The organism is Mycobacterium sp. MOTT36Y, assembly GCF_000262165.1.
In the GTDB taxonomy this organism is placed as follows: domain Bacteria; phylum Actinomycetota; class Actinomycetes; order Mycobacteriales; family Mycobacteriaceae; genus Mycobacterium; species Mycobacterium intracellulare.
The window spans coordinates 3,910,460-3,926,698 of record NC_017904.1 but is presented as its reverse complement, the minus strand read 5'-3'; the positions used below and the strand labels follow the sequence as shown (position 1 = coordinate 3,926,698).

Genomic DNA, 16,239 nt, shown 5'->3' with positions numbered 1-16,239 from the left:
GTGGCGGTCGATCTCACCCAACGGTTGGCGGGCCGGGTCGCCGTCGTCACCGGCGCCGGCGGCGGCATCGGGCTGGCCTCGGCGCGGCGGATGCGCGCCGAGGGCGCCACCATCGTGATCGCCGACGTCGACCACGACGCGGGCGCGGCCGCGGCCGACGAGCTGTCCGGCCTGTTCGTGCCCACCGACGTCGCCGACGAGGACGCGGTCGACGCGCTGTTCGATACCGCGGCGCAGGCCTACGGCCGCGTCGACATCGCGTTCAACAACGCCGGCATCTCACCCCCCGACGACGATGTCATCGAGAACACCGAGCTGCCCGCCTGGCAACGCGTCCAGGACGTCAACCTGAAGTCGGTGTACCTGTGCTGCCGGGCGGCGTTGCGGCACATGGTTCCCGCGCGGCGCGGCTCGATCATCAACACCGCGTCGTTCGTCGCCGTCCTGGGGTCGGCGACGTCGCAGATCTCCTACACCGCGTCCAAGGGTGGGGTGCTGGCCATGTCGCGGGAGCTGGGGGTGCAGTTCGCCCGGCAGGGCATCCGGGTGAACGCGCTGTGCCCCGGGCCGGTCAACACCCCACTGCTGCAAGAGCTTTTCGCCAAGGACCCCGAACGGGCCGCGCGCCGGCTGGTGCACGTGCCGGTGGGACGCTTCGCCGACCCCGGCGAAATCGCCGCGGCCGTCGCGTTTTTGGCGAGCGACGACGCGTCGTTCATCACGGCGTCGACGTTCCTGGTCGACGGCGGCATCAGCTCGGCCTACGTGACTCCGCTCTAACGGCGGTACCCACCGGCCCTGACCACGCGGGCGCCTTCGCCCGCCGGTCCCCGCCCAGGCCTTGCGCGGCGGACGCGGCCGTCGTCCAGCTGCGCGGCACCGACAGCGCGCCCAGCGACACCCCGCGGCCCACGCGCGCGTTCACCCCGTCGACGGCGGCCGGCCTGGGGAACAGTGTGCGCAGCGCCGCCGCCTTGTTCATCGAATTCAGGTGGCCGATCGCGAAATCCGACGGCGCGGTCAGCGAATTCAGCTTCGACAGCGACGGTGTCACCGAGGAAAGGGACGCCTCGAACGTGGTCCGCGATGCCGACGACAGGTGCTTGAGCGCGCCGGGAATGGCCGACATCACGCGGCGGCCGGCCGATATGACGTCGGGCGCCGCCTTCAACGGCCAGCTGTCTGCGCGCGCACCGGCGTCGGAAGGCGGAGGGGTGAACGGGGCCAACGTCGCCGCGCCGGCGGCGGCGTCGGCGTAGGCGTACATGGCGCCGGCGTTGCGCGCCCACATGGCGTCGTAGTCGGTGTCGACGTCCGCGATCGCCGCGCTGTGCTGGCCCAGCCAGTTCGCCGACACCAGCGCCGTGCGGCGCGCGCGGTTGCCCGCGATCGCCGGTGGGGGCACCGTCGCCGCGAACGCCGCGTCGTGCGCCCCGGCCGCCGCGCCCAGCTGCACGGCCGCCTCCTGGCTCCGTGCGGCGTTGGCGTCCAGCCAGTCGACGTAGCGGGCGGCCTCGCGCAGCGCCGAGGGCGCCGGGCCCTCCCATTGCGCCGCCAGCTTCGCGGTCACCGCCCGGTAGTCGGCCGCCGCGGCGCAGAGCCGCGCGGCCAGCTTGTCCCACGCCGCGGCGGCCGCGACCATCGATCCCGCACCGGGACCCGAATACATCAGCGCCGAGTTGATCTCCGGGGGCAGCGTCGCGAAATCCATTACAGCCTCCGCCGGGGGCGGGCGGTGTGGTTGGTGCTCGAAAACATTGGGGGCGTCCTTCACGAGATAGACACGGGGGATATGAGCCCTGTCGCGCGAATGCGCGGCGTGCGGCGATCAGACGCGGGCGATGCAGAGCCGGGTCAAGGTATCTCGGTCGGTGGCAATGATTGCGGGAGAACGGGATTGGGCGTGGTCGGGCGCCGCACGCACCGGGCCGAACGTCGTCGGCGCCGGTGACAGGGCCACTTGCGCTGACGAACGGTTCCAGGTTTGGGGCCGTTCCTTCGTCATCCACATGCTGTGAAACGGCTTCTTGTTGGTGTTGTCCGCCGGTGCCGGCGGCTGCCACGCGGCCGGCGCCGGGCGGCCGACGGCGGAGTGGAGGCCCCGGGGGAGCGCATGCGCGCCGACCCCGGCGGCCGGGCCGGACCAGGCGGCCGGCTCGGGCAGGCTGGACGCGGCGAACTGGGGCCGCAGCGACGAACCGGCTATCAGCGCGATGAACACACCCAGGGCTGCGACGATCGCGGTGGCGGGCCGCCACCGCCGAGTCTGACCGCCAACCCGGAACAACACAGTGCGCCGAATGTACAACGTGAATCGTGGTAAACCGGTCGGAACGAGCTGTGAAGTCGGTCCGAATCCACGGTTGGTGCAGCTAGGGGCGGAAAACGATGAGCGGGATCGCCATCTCGGCCGGGCTGGCTCCGCCGTGGAAACCGATCAGGCGCGAGGCTTCCGGCGGCTCGTGCGCGCTGGCCAGCACCGCCGTGTCGCCCGAGCAGACCACCACCACGTCGCCCAGCCGCTCCAGGTGCGGCGCGGCGACCGGCCCGAACATCCCGGTGGCCACCGCCTGCTCGCGGCTGTACACGGTCGCCCGGCCGTCGAGCACCTCGGCCCACGCGGCCCGCACGTCGGGCGCGGCGCCCGGCTCGGTGTGCAGGTAGCGGACCCGGGGCTCGCCGGCGACCACCCGGACGCCCCGGGCCAGCCGGGGGTCGGCGTCGAGGTCGATGCGGGCCTCCGGCGGGACGTTGAGGCCGCCGTGGTCGGCGGTCACCAGCAGCGCCGCGTTCGGCGGCAGCGCCTCGAGCAGGCGCGAGAGCAGCGTGTCGACGCTCGCCGCGGCCGCATGCCACTGCTCGGAGCCGACGCCGAAGACATGGGCCGCGGTGTCGAGTTCGGCGGTGTAGCCGTAGACCAGTCCGGGCGCCGAGCGCAGGTCGTCGACCACCAGCTGGGCGTAGTCGTCGGCGGGGCCGGCCGGGCGGAATTCCGCGCCACGGTACGCGGCCTCGGTCAGCCCACTGCCGAGGAACAGCGCCGGCAGCACCGCGCGGGCGCTGACGCCGGCCTCTTTGAGCCGCTGAAACCAGGTCGGCACCGGCTGCCAGACGGCCGGCGAGGGATCGTCGCGCCACCGGACGTGGTTGAGCACCGTCTCGGTGCCCGGCACCCGCAGGGTGAAGCCCAGAACCCCGTGCTCGCCGGGCGCCGCACCGGTGCCCAGGGACACCAGGCTGGTCGGCGTCGTCGACGGGAAGGTGCACTCCAGCCGGGTCAGCCGGCCGGTGCCGCCCCCCAGCACGGAGGCCAGCAGCGGCGCGCCGCCCGCCAGCTGCGGAAGCAGGTGCCAGCCCAGCCCGTCCACCAGCACGACGAGCACCCGGTCGATCCGATCGGAGCCGGCCCGCTCCGTCACCGCCAGGGTGTCGACCGCGCCCGGAACGCCGAGCAGGGCGGCCGCGGCGGGCAGCACGTCACGCAGGGAACCGGGCACCGGGCCAGTCTGACGTCGAAGCTAGACGCGCGCCAGTCGCCGGTCGGTCACCGCGTGGCCCCCTCCCGCGCCGTCAGCACCGAGAGTGCGGCCTGTCCCGGCGACGGTCCGCCGTCGTTCGGCGGCACGGTGCGGTGGGTGAGGACCTCGAAACCGTTGCGCTGCAATAAGTCACGGCAGGCGCGCGTCAGCAGAACGTTCTGGAACACCCCGCCGGTGAGCCCCACCAGCCGGGTGTCGCCGGCCACCCGCGCCACCACGTCGGCGACCGCGTCCGCGACCGCGAGGTGGAACGCCGCGGCCAGCACCGCGCGCGGCGTCCCGGCGTACAGCGCCGCGACCAGCGTCTGCACCATCGGCGCCGGATCGATCACCCCGTCGGGGCGCACCGCCAGCGGCAACGACGGCCGGGGCCGCCCGGGATCGCAGCCCGCCGACTCCGCCAGCGCCTCGAGCTCGACCGCGGCTTGCCCCTCGTAGTCGATGCGGTGCCGCACCCCGAGCAGGGAAGCGACCGCGTCGAACAGCCGTCCCATGCTCGAGCACGGCACACAGCCCGTCCCGGTCTCCAGTTGCGAACGGACCAGGCGCAGTGCGTCATCGGTCGCGGCGGCGACGGGCGCCAGATCCGGGGTCCAGTCGATGTCGGCCGTCCATAACTGGGACAGCGCCATCCGCCACGGTTCGCGCACCGCCGCATCGCCGCCGGGCATCGGCACCGGCCGCAGGTGGCCGATCCGCACGAACTGCCGGCTCCGGGCGCCCAGCGCCAAAATCTCTCCGCCCCAGATCGTTTCGTCACCGCCGTTACCGGTGCCGTCGAAACAGACCCCGACGATGGGTTCGCCGATGCGCCCGCGCTCGGCCAGCAGCGACACCACGTCGGCGCGGTGGTGCTGAACGAGATCCAGCGGCCCCCCTGGTGCCGGGCACATGGTTCAGTACCCGTCTTCGGCCGCGGGTAGTGCCGCCCCGTGCAACGCCGCGACGATCTCTTCGACCGCCCGCGCCGCCCGGGGGACGGCCTTGGCGACCGGCTCGGTCAGCCCGATGCCTTCCTGGACGCTGCCGGCCTCGCAGCCGACGACGACGGTGTAGGGCGGACGGCCGCCCAGCGCCCGCAGGCTGGCGAAGACCGCGGCGGGGTCCATGCTGTGGCCATCCAGACCGCTTGTCCGCGAGGGCGATTCGTGATCGGCCTGGAAGACGTGCAGCGTGCCGGGATGGCCGCGGCTGGGTACGGCGTCGACGAGGACCAGCGTGTCCCACTCCTCGAGCAGGTCATAGGCCAGGTGCATCCCCCTGATTCCGTAGTCGATGACCTGGACCATCGGATCATCTTGCGGCAGTTCGGCATTGCGGACCACTTCGGAGCCGAATCCGTCATCCCCCAGGAAGCTGTTGCCGATCCCGGCTACCAGGATGCGGGCTGTCATGCCGGCACCGCAGTCCGCCGGCTTTGATCGTCCGCCTCGCGCCACTGCGCCGGCCGCGGTGAAAGTCCCGTCGGCTGCACCGGGCGATCCGCCATGGCGTCACCCCCCGACCGTGTCGACGGTGCGCTCCGTGGTACCCCTCGATCTTCGAATCACGGTGCCGTGCACACGCGACGCGGCGCCCGAGACCTTGCCGCGCAGAGCACGGGTCAACGGTGGTGCTGTCTGGACTGCCGCTTCCGTTGGCATGCTGCAGCTTTCCGGAGCCGGGCCGGGGCTCCTGCGCCGCCGGAGTCGACCGTCGGCCCACTTGCGCGGCGCTGTTTTTTGGGTCTACTCCCGCTGCCGAGCGTTGTCAACGCTTCGTGCGCCTCGCACGCCCGCGCCCGGTGAGCCGCTAGGTCGCGGATTCGGCCCCCAGGTCGGTGGGGCCCCACTTTTCCTCGATGCGGCCGTAGCGCCAGACGAGCAGGGCCACCGCCCAGGTGAGGACGAACATGCCGACGACGACGTAGCCGACCGCGTTGAGGTCCAGCCCGCCGATCCAGGTCCAGAAGGCGCCCCGCCAACCGAATTGGTCGGCGAACAGGACGAGCAGTTCGACGCTCCCGATCAGCAGGGCGACGGCCACCGACAGCGCGGTGATGGTGATGTTGTAGTAGATCTTGCGCACCGGATTGGAAAACGCCCAGCCGTAGGCGAAGTTCATGAACGAACCGTCGATGGTGTCCAGCAGGCACATGCCCGCGGCGAACAGCACCGGCAGGCAGATGATGGCGTACCACGGCAGCCCGGCGGCGGCGCTGGTGCCGGCGAGCACCAGAAGTGCGATCTCGGTGGCGGTGTCGAAGCCCAGCCCGAACAACAACCCGATCGGGTAGCAGTGCCACGACTTGGTGATCGACTTGGTGAGCCGGCCGAGCACCCGGTTCATCAGTCCGCGGCTCTGCAATTGCCGCTCCAGCTCGGCCCCGTCGGTCTCGGGGTCGAATTCGCCGCGGCGCAACCGCGCGAACACGCGCAGGATGCCGGCCAGGACGATGAGGTTGAGAAGGGCGATCGCATACAGGAAGACGCCGGAGACGCTGGTGCCGATCAACCCGGTGTAGTGGTGCAGCGTCGAGGAGTCGTCCTCGACCGGCCCGACGACCGTTTTCACCCCGCCCGCCAGCAACAGCGCCAACGCGAACACCACGGTGGAGTGGCCCAGCGAAAAGAAGAAGCCGACGGCCAGCGGGCGCTGCCCGTCGTTCATCAGCTTGCGGGTGGTGTTGTCGATGGCGGCGATGTGGTCGGCGTCAAAGGCGTGCCGCATACCCAGCGTATAGGCCGTCAATCCGATCCCGACACCAAAAGCTTTGCCGCCCAAGCTGTATTGGGCCGGTGCCACCAAGAACACCAGGGTGAGCCAGCCGAGCAGGTGCAGCGCGACGATGGACGCGAGCATCGCGGCCAGCCGCCACCACTCCGCTGTGGTCAGGGCGCCGAGAAGTCTGGTCACCCGTGACGGCCGCCGGTCGATCTCGGTGCTGGCCACTGGGGTCCTTCCGGCGCGTCCTTGCGGTATCGGGCTGAGAACAACCGGCCACGACTGTAAGTTCCCCGCCGCGCCGGATGCAAGTGAAGCGCGGATTCTTGGCCCTCGACACTGAACCGCTCACGCCCGAGCCGCCGCCGAGGTCAGTGCAGACCCAGTAGCGCGTTCTCCACCACCTCGGCCAGGGCCGGATGAATCCAGTATTGCCCGCGGGCCGTCTGCAGGGCGGTCAGCCCGAAGCTCATCGCCTGGATCAACGGCTGGATGATCGACGAGGCCTGATCACCCATGATGTGCGCACCCAGCAGGCGGCCGGTGCCGCGCTCGGCGACGAGCTTGACGATCCCGGTGGTGTCCTCGGCCGCCCAGCCGTAGGCGACGTCGCCGTAATTCTGGATCTTCACCGAAATCTTGAAACCCTGTGCGATGGCCTGGTTTTCGGTCAGCCCGACGGAGGCGATCTGGGGATCGGTGAACACCGCCGCGGGCACGTAGCGGTGGTCGGTGGCGGCCAGGGCTTCGGTGTCGTCCCAGTCGCACAGCAGGTTGTGCTGCACGACGCGCGCCTCGTGGTTGGCGACGTGCTTGAGCTGATACGACGAGGAGACGTCGCCGAGCGCGAAAACGCCACGCGCCGTGGTCCGCTGGTACTCGTCGACGACCACCAGGCCGTCGGTGACGGTGACGCCGGCCTGCTCGGCGTCGAGCAGATCGCCGTTGGGCACGCGGCCGGTCGCCACCAGCAGCGCGTCGGCGTTCACGGTGCGACCGTCGTCGAGTTGCACCGCGACGCCCGAACCCTGGTTTTCGGCGCCCACGACGTTGCGGTGGGTGTGCAGCTCCCACTTGCTGGCCGCGATGCGGGTGAAGCGTTCGCCGACGACGTCGTCGAGGTGCCGCAGCAATGTGGAGCCCCGGACCACCAGGGTGACCCGCGAGCCCAGGGAGGAGAAAGTGTGGGCGAATTCGGCTGCGACGAAACCGCCGCCGACGATCACCAAATGCTCGGGCAGTTCAGGGATTCGCATGATCGTGTCGCTGGTGTGGTACGTCGCGCCGCACTCGAGGATCGCGGGCGGGACCACGGCGCGCGCCCCAGCCGCGATCACCACCTGATCGGCCGTGAACTCGTCGCCGGCGTCGGTGCGCAACAGGTAGCGCCCATCGGGTTGGACCGCGCCGAACCGGGTGTGCTGTTTGTACACATCGATATTGGGCGCGGCGTTGCGATAGTCCTCGCCGCTGACCCCGATCGGGTCGATGCGCCCGAACACGCGCGAGACGATGTCGTCCCAGCGCACCCGCTCGATGCGGGCGTCGATGCCGTAGCGCGCCGCCTCCCGGATGCTCTGGGCGACCTCGGCGGCGTAGACGAACATCTTGGTCGGGATGCACCCGACGTTCAGGCACGTGCCCCCGAACGTGCCCTGTTCGCAGATGGCCACCCGTTTGTCGGCGAAGCGTTCATCGAGAATGCTGTTGCCCGAACCGGTTCCGATGATCGCGACGTCGTAGGTCTCCACACCGTCACCCCCTTCCGAACGACGCCGGGGCGTCGCTGTTGTTGGTGGGCAGGTACTCGTCCAGCCAGAGATCCAGTTCCCGATAGGCGACGTCGCGCGGGCCCTCCAACGACAAGAACACATCGTGCTTGGCATCGACCACCGGGACGATGGTGCTGCGGTTTCCGACACAGCCTGCCCACCTGGCGATCTGGGTGACGTCGAGAACGGCGTCGCCGCACCGCATGGGCTCCGGGTCCGCGGTTTCGCGCACGCTGTGGTCCGAGCGCAGGATCAGATTCGGCACGCCGACGTCGAGGCCGCGGTGCAGCCGGGCCTGGCCGCGGCGGACGGCGTGCAGCCAACCGAAGGTGATCGGGAAGCCACCCACGGGTTTCCACTGCAGGTTGTAGTCGAATTGCCCGCCATAGTCGCGGTGCAACGTGGTGCCGTAGCCGCCCTCACCCGGCGACCTGGCCACGCCCTTGGACCGCACCCGCGACAGACCCCCGAGCAGCGCCACGGTCGCCGAATGCCGCAGGATGGCCGGGCCGGGCAGATCCAAAAACGGGCTGTTGAGCACCAACCCGCCGATGTCGGCGTGCGCGTCCGGGTTGCGGCGGCGCAACCGATCCAGCCACAACGACACGATGAGCCCGCCCGCGGAATGCCCGTACACCAGCACGTCGCGGGCCTGCGCGCGCACGACGTCCAGGGCGTGCTCGAGTTCGGTGTCGTAGTTGGCGAGGTCGGTGACGAAGTGCGGCGTCTGGCCGTCGCGCCGCGACCGACCGCACTTGTGAAGGTCCAGCGCGTAGAAGGCGAAGCCGCGCGCGGCGAAATGGTCGGCCAGCTCGGTGTGGAAGAAGTAATCGGTGTAGCCGTGCACCGCCAGCACCGCGCGCCCGGCCGGGCCCGCCTGTGCCGGCCCGCGCCGGATCAGGGTCGCGACGATGTCGCCCTCACCGGCGGGATCGCGGCCGAGCGCGATGGTGCGCTGCCAATATCCGGGGAGGACATCGGGCACCCAGCCAGTCACGAGGCAAGCTTAGCTTTTGCTGGGCACGGGGAGCCGCACGTCGTTCGCGCCCACTTTGCCTCGGGATAACCTGGGGATCGGCCCAGTCGAGGGAAGGACCAGCAAGCCGGTGTCATCGCTAGCCACAACCGCGCGGACGGACGTCGTGCTGGTGGGCGCGGGCATCATGAGCGCGACGCTGGGCGCGTTGCTGCGCCGGCTGCAGCCGGAGTGGTCGCTGACCTTCGTCGAACGCCTCGACGCCGTCGCCGCGGAAAGCAGCAGCCCCTGGAACAACGCCGGCACGGGGCATTCGGCGCTGTGCGAGCTGAACTACACCCCGCAGCGCGCCGACGGCTCGATCGACATCAGCAAAGCGGTGCGCATCAACGAGCAGTTTCAGGTGACCCGCCAGTTCTGGGCTCACGCCGTGGAGAACGGCATCCTGACCGATCGGAGCTTTTTGACCCGGATCCCGCACGCGAGCTTCGTGCGCGGGGCGCGGCGCGTGGACTATCTGCGGCGGCGCCGTGACGCGCTGGCGGCCAACCCGCTGTTCGCCGGCATCGAATTGATCGAGGACCCGGGCGAGTTCGCCCGCCGGCTGCCGTTGATGGCCGCCCATCGCGACTTCTCCACGCCGACCGCACTCAACTGGGCCGCCCACGGCACCGACGTCGACTTCGGTGCGCTGTCGCGCCAATTGGTCGGATTCTGTGTGCGGGGCGGCGCGACGGCCCTGTTCGGGCACGAGGTCCGCAACCTGACCCGCGGGTCCGACGGCGGCTGGACGGTGTCGATCCGCAATCGCCGCACCGGCCAAAAGCGCCGCTGTCACGCCAAATTCGTCTTCGTCGGGGCCGGCGGCGACGCGCTGCCCCTGCTGCAGAAGTCCGGCATCAGCGAGGTCAGGGGTTTCGCCGGATTCCCGATCGGCGGCCGGTTCCTGCGCGCCGACAAGCCGGCGCTCACCGCCGCGCATCGGGCCAAGGTGTACGGGGCGCCCGCGCCCGGCGCCCCGCCCCTGGGGGCGCTGCATCTGGACCTGCGCTACGTCAACGACAAGCCGTGGCTGGTGTTCGGCCCGTACGCCGGCTGGTCACCGAAGTTCTTGAAACGCGGGCACTTCACCGACCTGCCCCGCTCGGTGAAGCCGCATAACCTGGCCTCCCTGCTCGGGGTCGGCGCCACCCAGCTGACGCTGCTTGGGTACCTGCTCGGCCAATTGCGGCTCTCCGAGCCGGACCGGCTGCGCATGCTGCGCGAATTCGCGCCCACCGCAGCGGGTTCCGACTGGGAGTTGACCGTGGCCGGTCAGCGCGTGCAGGTGATCCGGCGCGACAGGCGAAAGGGCGGGGTGCTCGACTTCGACACCACGGTGGTGGGGGCCGCCGACGGAAGCATCGCGGGTCTGCTCGGCGGCTCGCCCGGGGCGTCGACCGCGGTGCCGATCATGCTCGACGTGTTGCAGCGGTGCTTTGCCAACCGTTTTCAGTCGTGGTTGCCCGCGCTCAAGGAGATGGTTCCCTCTTTGGGGGCGTCGCTGTCGGACGAGCCGGCGCTCTACGACGAGGTCTTTTCGTGGGGAACGAAGGTACTGGGGTTGGATGTCAATGACTGAAGCACTGCGGCGTATCTGGGCCAAAGACCTTGATGCCCAGACACTTTACGAGCTGCTCAAGTTGAGGGTGGAGGTGTTCGTCGTCGAACAGGCGATCCCGTATCCCGAACTGGACGGCCGTGACCTCCTCGCCGAAACCCGGCACTTCTGGCTGGAGACGGCCGACGGCGAGGTGATCTGTACGCTGCGGCTGATGGAGGAGCACGCCGGAGGCGAGAAGGCGTTCCGCATCGGGCGCCTGTGCACCAAGCGCAGCGCCCGTGGCCAGGGCCACACCACCCGGCTGCTGCGCGCGGCCCTGGCCGAGGTGGGTGACTACCCGTGCCGGATCAACGCGCAGACCTATCTGGCCGACATGTACGCGCAGCACGGATTCGTGCGCGACGGCGACGATTTCGTCGACGACGGCGTCCCGCACGTGCCCATGCTGCGGCCGGGCTCCGGTCTGGCGGCCAAGCCGTGAGGCCCTACCCGTTCAGCGCCATCGTCGGGCACGACCAGCTGCGTCTCGCCCTGCTGTTGTGCGCCGTGCGCCCTGAGATCGGGGGCGCCCTCATCCGCGGCGAGAAGGGCACCGCCAAGTCGACGGCCGTGCGCGGCCTGGCGGCGCTGCTGTGCGCGGCGACCGGCAGCGATTCCGGCCTGGTCGAAATGCCGCTCGGGGCAACCGAAGACAGGGTCATCGGCTCGCTGGATCTGCAGCGGGTGCTGCGCGACGGCGAGCACGCTTTTTCCCCGGGCCTGTTGGCCCGCGCGCACGGCGGGGTGCTCTACGTCGACGAGGTCAACCTGCTGCACGATCATCTCGTCGACGTGCTGCTCGACGCCGCGGCGATGGGGCGGGTGCACATCGAACGCGACGGCATCTCGCATTCGCATGAGGCGCGGTTCGTGTTGATCGGCACCATGAATCCCGAAGAGGGCGAACTGCGTCCGCAGCTGTTGGACCGCTTCGGGCTCACCGTCGACGTGCACGCCTCACGCGACGTCGACGTGCGGGTGCAGGTCATCCGGCAGCGAATGGCGTATGAGGCCGACCCGGACGGCTTCGCGGAGCGATACGCCGCCGCCGACGCCGAGCTGGCCCGGCGCATCGCCGCGGCCCGCGCGCTCGTCGACGATGTGGTGTTGCCCGACAACGAGTTACGGCGCATCGCGGCGCTGTGCGCGGCGTTCGATGTCGACGGCATGCGCGCGGACCTGGTGGTGGCCCGCACCGCCGTCGCCCACGCTGCCTGGCGCGGGGCGCCCGCCGTCGAGGAATCCGACATCCGGGTCGCCGCCGAGCTGGCGCTGCCGCACCGGCGCCGCCGCGACCCCTTCGACGATCCGGGGATCGACCGCGACCAGCTGGACGAAGCCCTGGCGCGGGCCGGCTCCGAGCCGGACCCCGAGCCCGACCCGCCCGGCGGCGGTCAAACGCCGGACACCGAACAGGCTGGGCCACAACGGGACTCGGGGGACAGCACCACGGGGAAGCCGCCGAAGTCCAAGCCCAGCGCGCCTCCGTCGAAAACCTTCCGCACCCGCGCGCTGCGCGTCCCCGGGGTGGGGGAGGGCGCGCCCGGGCGGCGGTCGCGGGCGCGCAACGCCGGCGGCAGCGTCATCGCCGCCACCGACGGGGACGACACCAGTTGCGGCGGGCACGGACTGCACGTGTTCGCCACGCTGCTCTCGGCCGCCGAGCGCGCCGGGGCCGGGCCGCTGCGGCCCGGGCCCGACGACGTGCGCCGCGCCGTGCGCGAGGGACGCGAGGGCAACCTGGTGATCTTCGTGGTGGACGCCTCGGGTTCGATGGCCGCCCGCGACCGGATGGCGGCGGTCAGCGGCGCCACGCTGTCGCTGCTGCGCGACGCCTACCAGCGCCGCGACAAGGTCGCCGTGATCACCTTCCGGCACCAGCAGGCGCAATTGTTGCTACCGCCGACCTCCTCGGCCCACATCGCCGGGCGGCGACTGGCCCGCTTCGACACCGGCGGCAAGACGCCGCTCGCCGAAGGCCTGCTGGCCGCGCGCGAGCTGATCGTCCGGGAGAAGGCGCGCGACCGGGCCCGCCGCGCCCTGGTGGTGGTGCTCACCGACGGCCGGGCCACCGCCGGACCGGATCCGTTGGGCCGCACCCGATCCGCGGCGGCCCGGCTGGTGGCCGAAGGCGCGGCCGCGGTGGTCGTGGATTGCGAGACGTCGTTCGTGCGGCTGGGCCTGGCCGAGCAGCTGGCCCGCCAACTCGGCGCACCCGCCGTTCGGCTGGAGCAGCTGCACGCCGATTCGTTGACGCGTGCGGTACGCGACGTCGCGTGAGAAAGGTAACCCGTTATGCCGCAAGGAGTTCCAGTCCAGGTTCCCGATGATGGCCTGACCACCCGGGCGCGACGTCACACGCCGGTGCTGGCGGTGCACACCGGCGCCGGCAAGGGGAAGTCGACGGCGGCGTTCGGAATGGCGTTGCGGGCCTGGAACGCCGGGCTTTCCGTCGCGGTGTTCCAATTCGTCAAGAGCGCGAAGTGGAAGGTCGGCGAGGAGGCGGCGTTCGCCGCGCTCGGCGACGTGCACGAACAACACGGCGCCGGCGCGCCGGTCGAATGGCACAAGATGGGTGCGGGCTGGTCCTGGACGCGCAAGGCGGGCAGCGACACCGATCACGCGGCGGCCGCGGCCGACGGCTGGGCCGAAATCGCGCGCCGGCTGGCCGACCAGCGCCACGACTTCTACGTGCTCGACGAGTTCACCTATCCGCTGAAGTGGGGCTGGGTCGACGTCCACGAGGTGGTCGAGGTGCTCGCGGCGCGGCCCGGCCACCAGCACGTCGTCATCACCGGACGCGACGCCCCGCGGCCGCTGATCGATGCGGCCGACCTGGTCACCGAGATGACCAAGCTCAAGCATCCGATGGACGCCGGGCGCAAGGGGCAGAAGGGCATCGAGTGGTGAGTGTTCCCGCCATGGTCATCGCCGCACCCTCGTCCGGCAGCGGAAAGACCACCGTGGCAACGGGTTTGATCGGCGCTTTGCGCCGGGCGGGTCACACCGTCGCGCCGTTCAAGGTGGGCCCGGACTTCATCGATCCCGGGTATCACGGCCTGGCCGCAGGCCGGCCGGGCCGCAACCTCGACCCGGTGCTGGTCGGGGAGGGCCTCATCGGCCCTCTGTACGCGCACGGCGCCGCCGGCGCGGACATCGCGGTGATCGAGGGCGTGATGGGGCTGTTCGACGGGCGGATCGGGCCGTCCGCCGCCACCCCCGCCGCCGGATCGACCGCCCACGTCGCCCGCCTGCTGGGCGCACCCGTCGTGCTGGTCATCGACGCGCGCGGTCAAAGCCAGAGCATCGCCGCGCTGCTGCACGGCTTTTCGACGTTCGACACCGCCACCCGGGTCACCGGCGTGATCCTGAACCGGGTCGGCTCGACCCGCCACGAGCAGGTGTTGCGGCAGGCCTGCGAGCAGGCCGGTGTCCCGGTGCTGGGGGCCATCCCGCGGGCGGCCGAATTGGAGCTTCCCACAAGGTATCTGGGGCTCGTCACCGCCGTGGAGTACGGCCGCCGGGCCCGGCAGGCGGTCGACGCGATGACCGCGTTGGTCGCCGCCCACGTCGACCTGGCGTCGGTGATCGCGGTCGCGCGGGCCCCGGCGGCCGGGCAGCCGTGGGATCCGGCGGCGGCGGTGGGGGAGTCGGCGCGGCGGCGCGCCACCGTGGCCGTGGCGGCCGGGAAGGCCTTCAGCTTCGGCTACGCCGAGCACCCGGAGCTGCTGGCGGCCGCCGGCGCGGACGTCGTCGCATTCGATCCGCTCAGCGACGCGTTGCCCGACGGCAGCGATGCGGTGTTGCTGCCCGGCGGCTTTCCCGAACAGTTCACCGCCGAGCTGTCCGCCAACGAGGTCGTGCGCCGGCAGATCAAGGAGCTGGCCGCCGCCGGGGCGCCCGTGCACGCCGAGTGCGCCGGGCTGATCTACCTGGCCACCGAACTCGACGGCCACCCGATGTGCGGCGTGCTGGCCGGACGGGCCCGGTTCACCCCGCAGCTGACGCTGGCCTACCGCGACGCCGTCGCCGTGGCCGATTCCCCGCTGTACACTGCGGGCCAGCGGGCCGTCGGGCACGAATTCCACCGCACCGCAGTCACATTCAGCGACAGCTACCAGCCGGCATGGATGTACCGGGCCCCCGACGCCGACGACGCCGACGACGCCGACGATGCCGGCGGGGCCGTGCGCGATGGCGTCGTGCACGGCGGCGTGCACGCGTCGTATCTGCACACCCACCCGGCCGCCGCGCCGGAGGCGGTGGCGCGCTTCGTCGCCCACGCGGCCCGGCGAGCGGGTTCGCGGACGTAACGTCACGGCGAAAAATCCGGCCGAACTTCGCCGCGGCGTTACGCGCGCGATGCCAAGGCCACGAACCACTAAGCTTGCCGGGTGACTGAGAGCGCCTACCTCGTAGGGCTGCGGCTGACCGGTAAGAAGGTCGTCGTCGTGGGCGGCGGCACCGTCGCCCAGCGCCGGTTGCCGTTGCTCATCGCCAGCGGCGCCGACGTCCACGTCATCTCCCGCAGCGCCACCCGGTCGGTCGAGGCCATGACCGGAATCACTCTGGCACTGCGCGAATACCGCGACGGCGACCTCGACGGCGCCTGGTACGCGATCGCGGCCACCGACGACCCGCGCGTCAACGAGGCCGTGGTCGCCGAGGCCGCAAGCCGCCAGATCTTCTGCGTCCGGGCGGACATCGCCGTCGAGGGAACCGCGGTGACGCCAGCGTCTTTCAGCTATGCGGGGCTGTCCGTCGGCGTCCTGGCCGGCGGCGAGCACCGGCGTTCGGCGGCGATCCGCTCGGCCATCCGGGAGGCGCTGCAGACCGGGGTCATCACCCCCGAGGGCCCGGTGGGCTCCGACGCCGTCAAGGGCGGCGTGGCGCTGATCGGGGGCGGTCCCGGCGACCCCGAACTGATCACCGTGCGCGGGCGCCGGCTGCTCGCCCAGGCCGACGTCGTGGTCGCCGACCGCCTCGCGCCGCCGGAACTGCTCGCCGAACTGCCCCCACACGTGGAAGTCATCGACGCCGCCAAGATCCCGTACGGGCGGGCGATGGCCCAGGACGCCATCAACGACGTGATGATCGAACGCGCCCGGGCTGGAAGCTTCGTGGTGCGCCTCAAAGGGGGGGACCCCTTCGTCTTCGCCCGCGGCTACGAGGAGGTGCTCGCGTGCGCCGAGGCCGGGATCCCGGTCACCGTGGTGCCGGGTGTGACAAGCGCCATAGGGGTGCCCGCATTGGCGGGTGTCCCCGTCACCCATCGGGCGATCAACCACGAGTTCGTGGTGGTCAGCGGCCATCTCCCACCCGGGCATCCCGAATCGTTAGTGAATTGGGATGCGCTGGCCGCGATGTCCGGCACGATTGTTTTGCTGATGGCCGTCGAACGCATCGAACTTTTCGCCGAAGCCCTTTTGGCAGGAGGTCGACCAGCGGATACGCCCGTGCTTGTCGTTCAGCACGGAACGACGGCCGCTCAACACACTTTGCGGGCCACCCTCGCCGACACGCCCGAAAAGATTCGCGCCGAGGGGATCCGACCTCCCGCGATCATCGTGATCGGCGCCGTGGCGGCTTTCGGGGTTTAAACGCTTC

Annotated in this window: 14 protein-coding genes and 1 pseudogene; 7 read left to right on the top strand and 8 right to left on the bottom strand. The window is 71.1% G+C overall.

The features are described 5' to 3' along the window. Nucleotides 1-780 carry a 3-oxoacyl-ACP reductase gene (locus W7S_RS17660; RefSeq protein ID WP_008258766.1) on the top strand — a complete coding sequence of 260 codons (780 nt, stop codon included), beginning with the start codon at nucleotides 1-3 and terminating at the stop codon, nucleotides 778-780. Here W7S_RS17660 and W7S_RS17655 read toward each other — a convergent pair. From W7S_RS17655 to W7S_RS17620, 8 genes and pseudogenes are all read right to left on the bottom strand, one after another. Beyond that, nucleotides 752-1,711, bottom strand: a complete 960-nt coding sequence (locus tag W7S_RS17655; protein WP_008258765.1) for a PPE family protein — start codon at nucleotides 1,709-1,711, stop codon at nucleotides 752-754. The two genes, W7S_RS17660 and W7S_RS17655, sit on opposite strands and share 29 nt — an antisense overlap. 117 nt (nucleotides 1,712-1,828) lie before the next feature. Beyond that, a complete protein-coding gene (locus tag W7S_RS17650; protein ID WP_014712063.1) occupies nucleotides 1,829-2,290 on the bottom strand; it encodes a hypothetical protein in 462 nt (153 codons plus the stop codon). Between the two features lie 82 nt (nucleotides 2,291-2,372). Beyond that, nucleotides 2,373-3,497, bottom strand: coding sequence for an alkaline phosphatase family protein (locus W7S_RS17645; RefSeq protein ID WP_008258763.1), 1,125 nt, complete (start codon nucleotides 3,495-3,497; stop codon nucleotides 2,373-2,375). 47 nt (nucleotides 3,498-3,544) lie between these two features. Then, nucleotides 3,545-4,411: pseudogene (locus W7S_RS17640) on the bottom strand (hydrogenase maturation protein); the annotation flags it as partial. Between the two features lie 24 nt (nucleotides 4,412-4,435). Beyond that, nucleotides 4,436-4,933, bottom strand: coding sequence for a hydrogenase maturation protease (locus tag W7S_RS17635; protein WP_008258761.1), 498 nt, complete (start codon nucleotides 4,931-4,933; stop codon nucleotides 4,436-4,438). Between the two features lie 397 nt (nucleotides 4,934-5,330). Next, nucleotides 5,331-6,470, bottom strand: a complete 1,140-nt coding sequence (locus tag W7S_RS17630; RefSeq protein ID WP_008258760.1) for a HoxN/HupN/NixA family nickel/cobalt transporter — start codon at nucleotides 6,468-6,470, stop codon at nucleotides 5,331-5,333. Nucleotides 6,471-6,613: 143 nt separating this feature from the next. Beyond that, the gene (mtr, locus tag W7S_RS17625; protein ID WP_008258759.1) at nucleotides 6,614-7,993 is read right to left on the bottom strand and encodes a mycothione reductase; all 1,380 of its coding nucleotides are present in this window, start codon (nucleotides 7,991-7,993) and stop codon (nucleotides 6,614-6,616) included. A 4-nt stretch (nucleotides 7,994-7,997) separates the two neighbouring features. Next, entirely contained in the window at nucleotides 7,998-9,011 is a 1,014-nt protein-coding gene (locus tag W7S_RS17620; RefSeq protein WP_008258758.1) for an alpha/beta hydrolase, read from the bottom strand. A gap of 166 nt (nucleotides 9,012-9,177) precedes the next feature. Between W7S_RS17620 and mqo the strand changes: the two genes are divergently transcribed. The 6 genes from mqo to cobA all read left to right on the top strand — a co-directional run bounded on the left by mqo (nucleotide 9,178) and on the right by cobA (nucleotide 16,232). Further along, a complete protein-coding gene (mqo, locus tag W7S_RS17615; RefSeq protein ID WP_050989421.1) occupies nucleotides 9,178-10,611 on the top strand; it encodes a malate dehydrogenase (quinone) in 1,434 nt (477 codons plus the stop codon). Further along, complete coding sequence (locus tag W7S_RS17610; RefSeq protein WP_008258755.1) at nucleotides 10,604-11,074, top strand: GNAT family N-acetyltransferase; 471 nt, start codon at nucleotides 10,604-10,606, stop codon at nucleotides 11,072-11,074. Before mqo ends, W7S_RS17610 begins: the two co-directional genes overlap by 8 nt. Continuing rightward, nucleotides 11,071-12,912: a magnesium chelatase subunit D family protein gene (locus W7S_RS17605; RefSeq protein WP_008258752.1), complete on the top strand. Its 1,842-nt coding sequence runs from the start codon at nucleotides 11,071-11,073 to the stop codon at nucleotides 12,910-12,912. The genes W7S_RS17610 and W7S_RS17605 overlap by 4 nt, the downstream gene beginning before the upstream one ends. 15 nt (nucleotides 12,913-12,927) lie before the next feature. Further along, on the top strand, nucleotides 12,928-13,542 hold the full coding sequence (cobO, locus tag W7S_RS17600; protein WP_009956278.1) for a cob(I)yrinic acid a,c-diamide adenosyltransferase: 615 nt from the start codon (nucleotides 12,928-12,930) through the stop codon (nucleotides 13,540-13,542). An 11-nt stretch (nucleotides 13,543-13,553) separates the two neighbouring features. Continuing rightward, nucleotides 13,554-14,945 (top strand): cobyrinate a,c-diamide synthase, encoded by a 1,392-nt coding sequence (locus tag W7S_RS17595; RefSeq protein ID WP_014712062.1) that lies wholly within the window; start codon nucleotides 13,554-13,556, stop codon nucleotides 14,943-14,945. Between the two features lie 81 nt (nucleotides 14,946-15,026). Then, nucleotides 15,027-16,232, top strand: coding sequence for a uroporphyrinogen-III C-methyltransferase (cobA, locus tag W7S_RS17590; protein ID WP_014385431.1), 1,206 nt, complete (start codon nucleotides 15,027-15,029; stop codon nucleotides 16,230-16,232). Nucleotides 16,233-16,239: the final 7 nt, after the last annotated feature.

Coding starts and splice junctions, on each gene's coding strand:
- W7S_RS17635 (WP_008258761.1), bottom strand. CDS start 4,933: ATGACAGCCCGCATCCTGGTAGCCGGGATCGGCAACAGCTTCCTGGGG.
- W7S_RS17610 (WP_008258755.1), top strand. CDS start 10,604: ATGACTGAAGCACTGCGGCGTATCTGGGCCAAAGACCTTGATGCCCAG.
- W7S_RS17655 (WP_008258765.1), bottom strand. CDS start 1,711: ATGGATTTCGCGACGCTGCCCCCGGAGATCAACTCGGCGCTGATGTAT.
- cobO (WP_009956278.1), top strand. CDS start 12,928: ATGCCGCAAGGAGTTCCAGTCCAGGTTCCCGATGATGGCCTGACCACC.
- mqo (WP_050989421.1), top strand. CDS start 9,178: ATGAGCGCGACGCTGGGCGCGTTGCTGCGCCGGCTGCAGCCGGAGTGG.
- W7S_RS17595 (WP_014712062.1), top strand. CDS start 13,554: ATGGTCATCGCCGCACCCTCGTCCGGCAGCGGAAAGACCACCGTGGCA.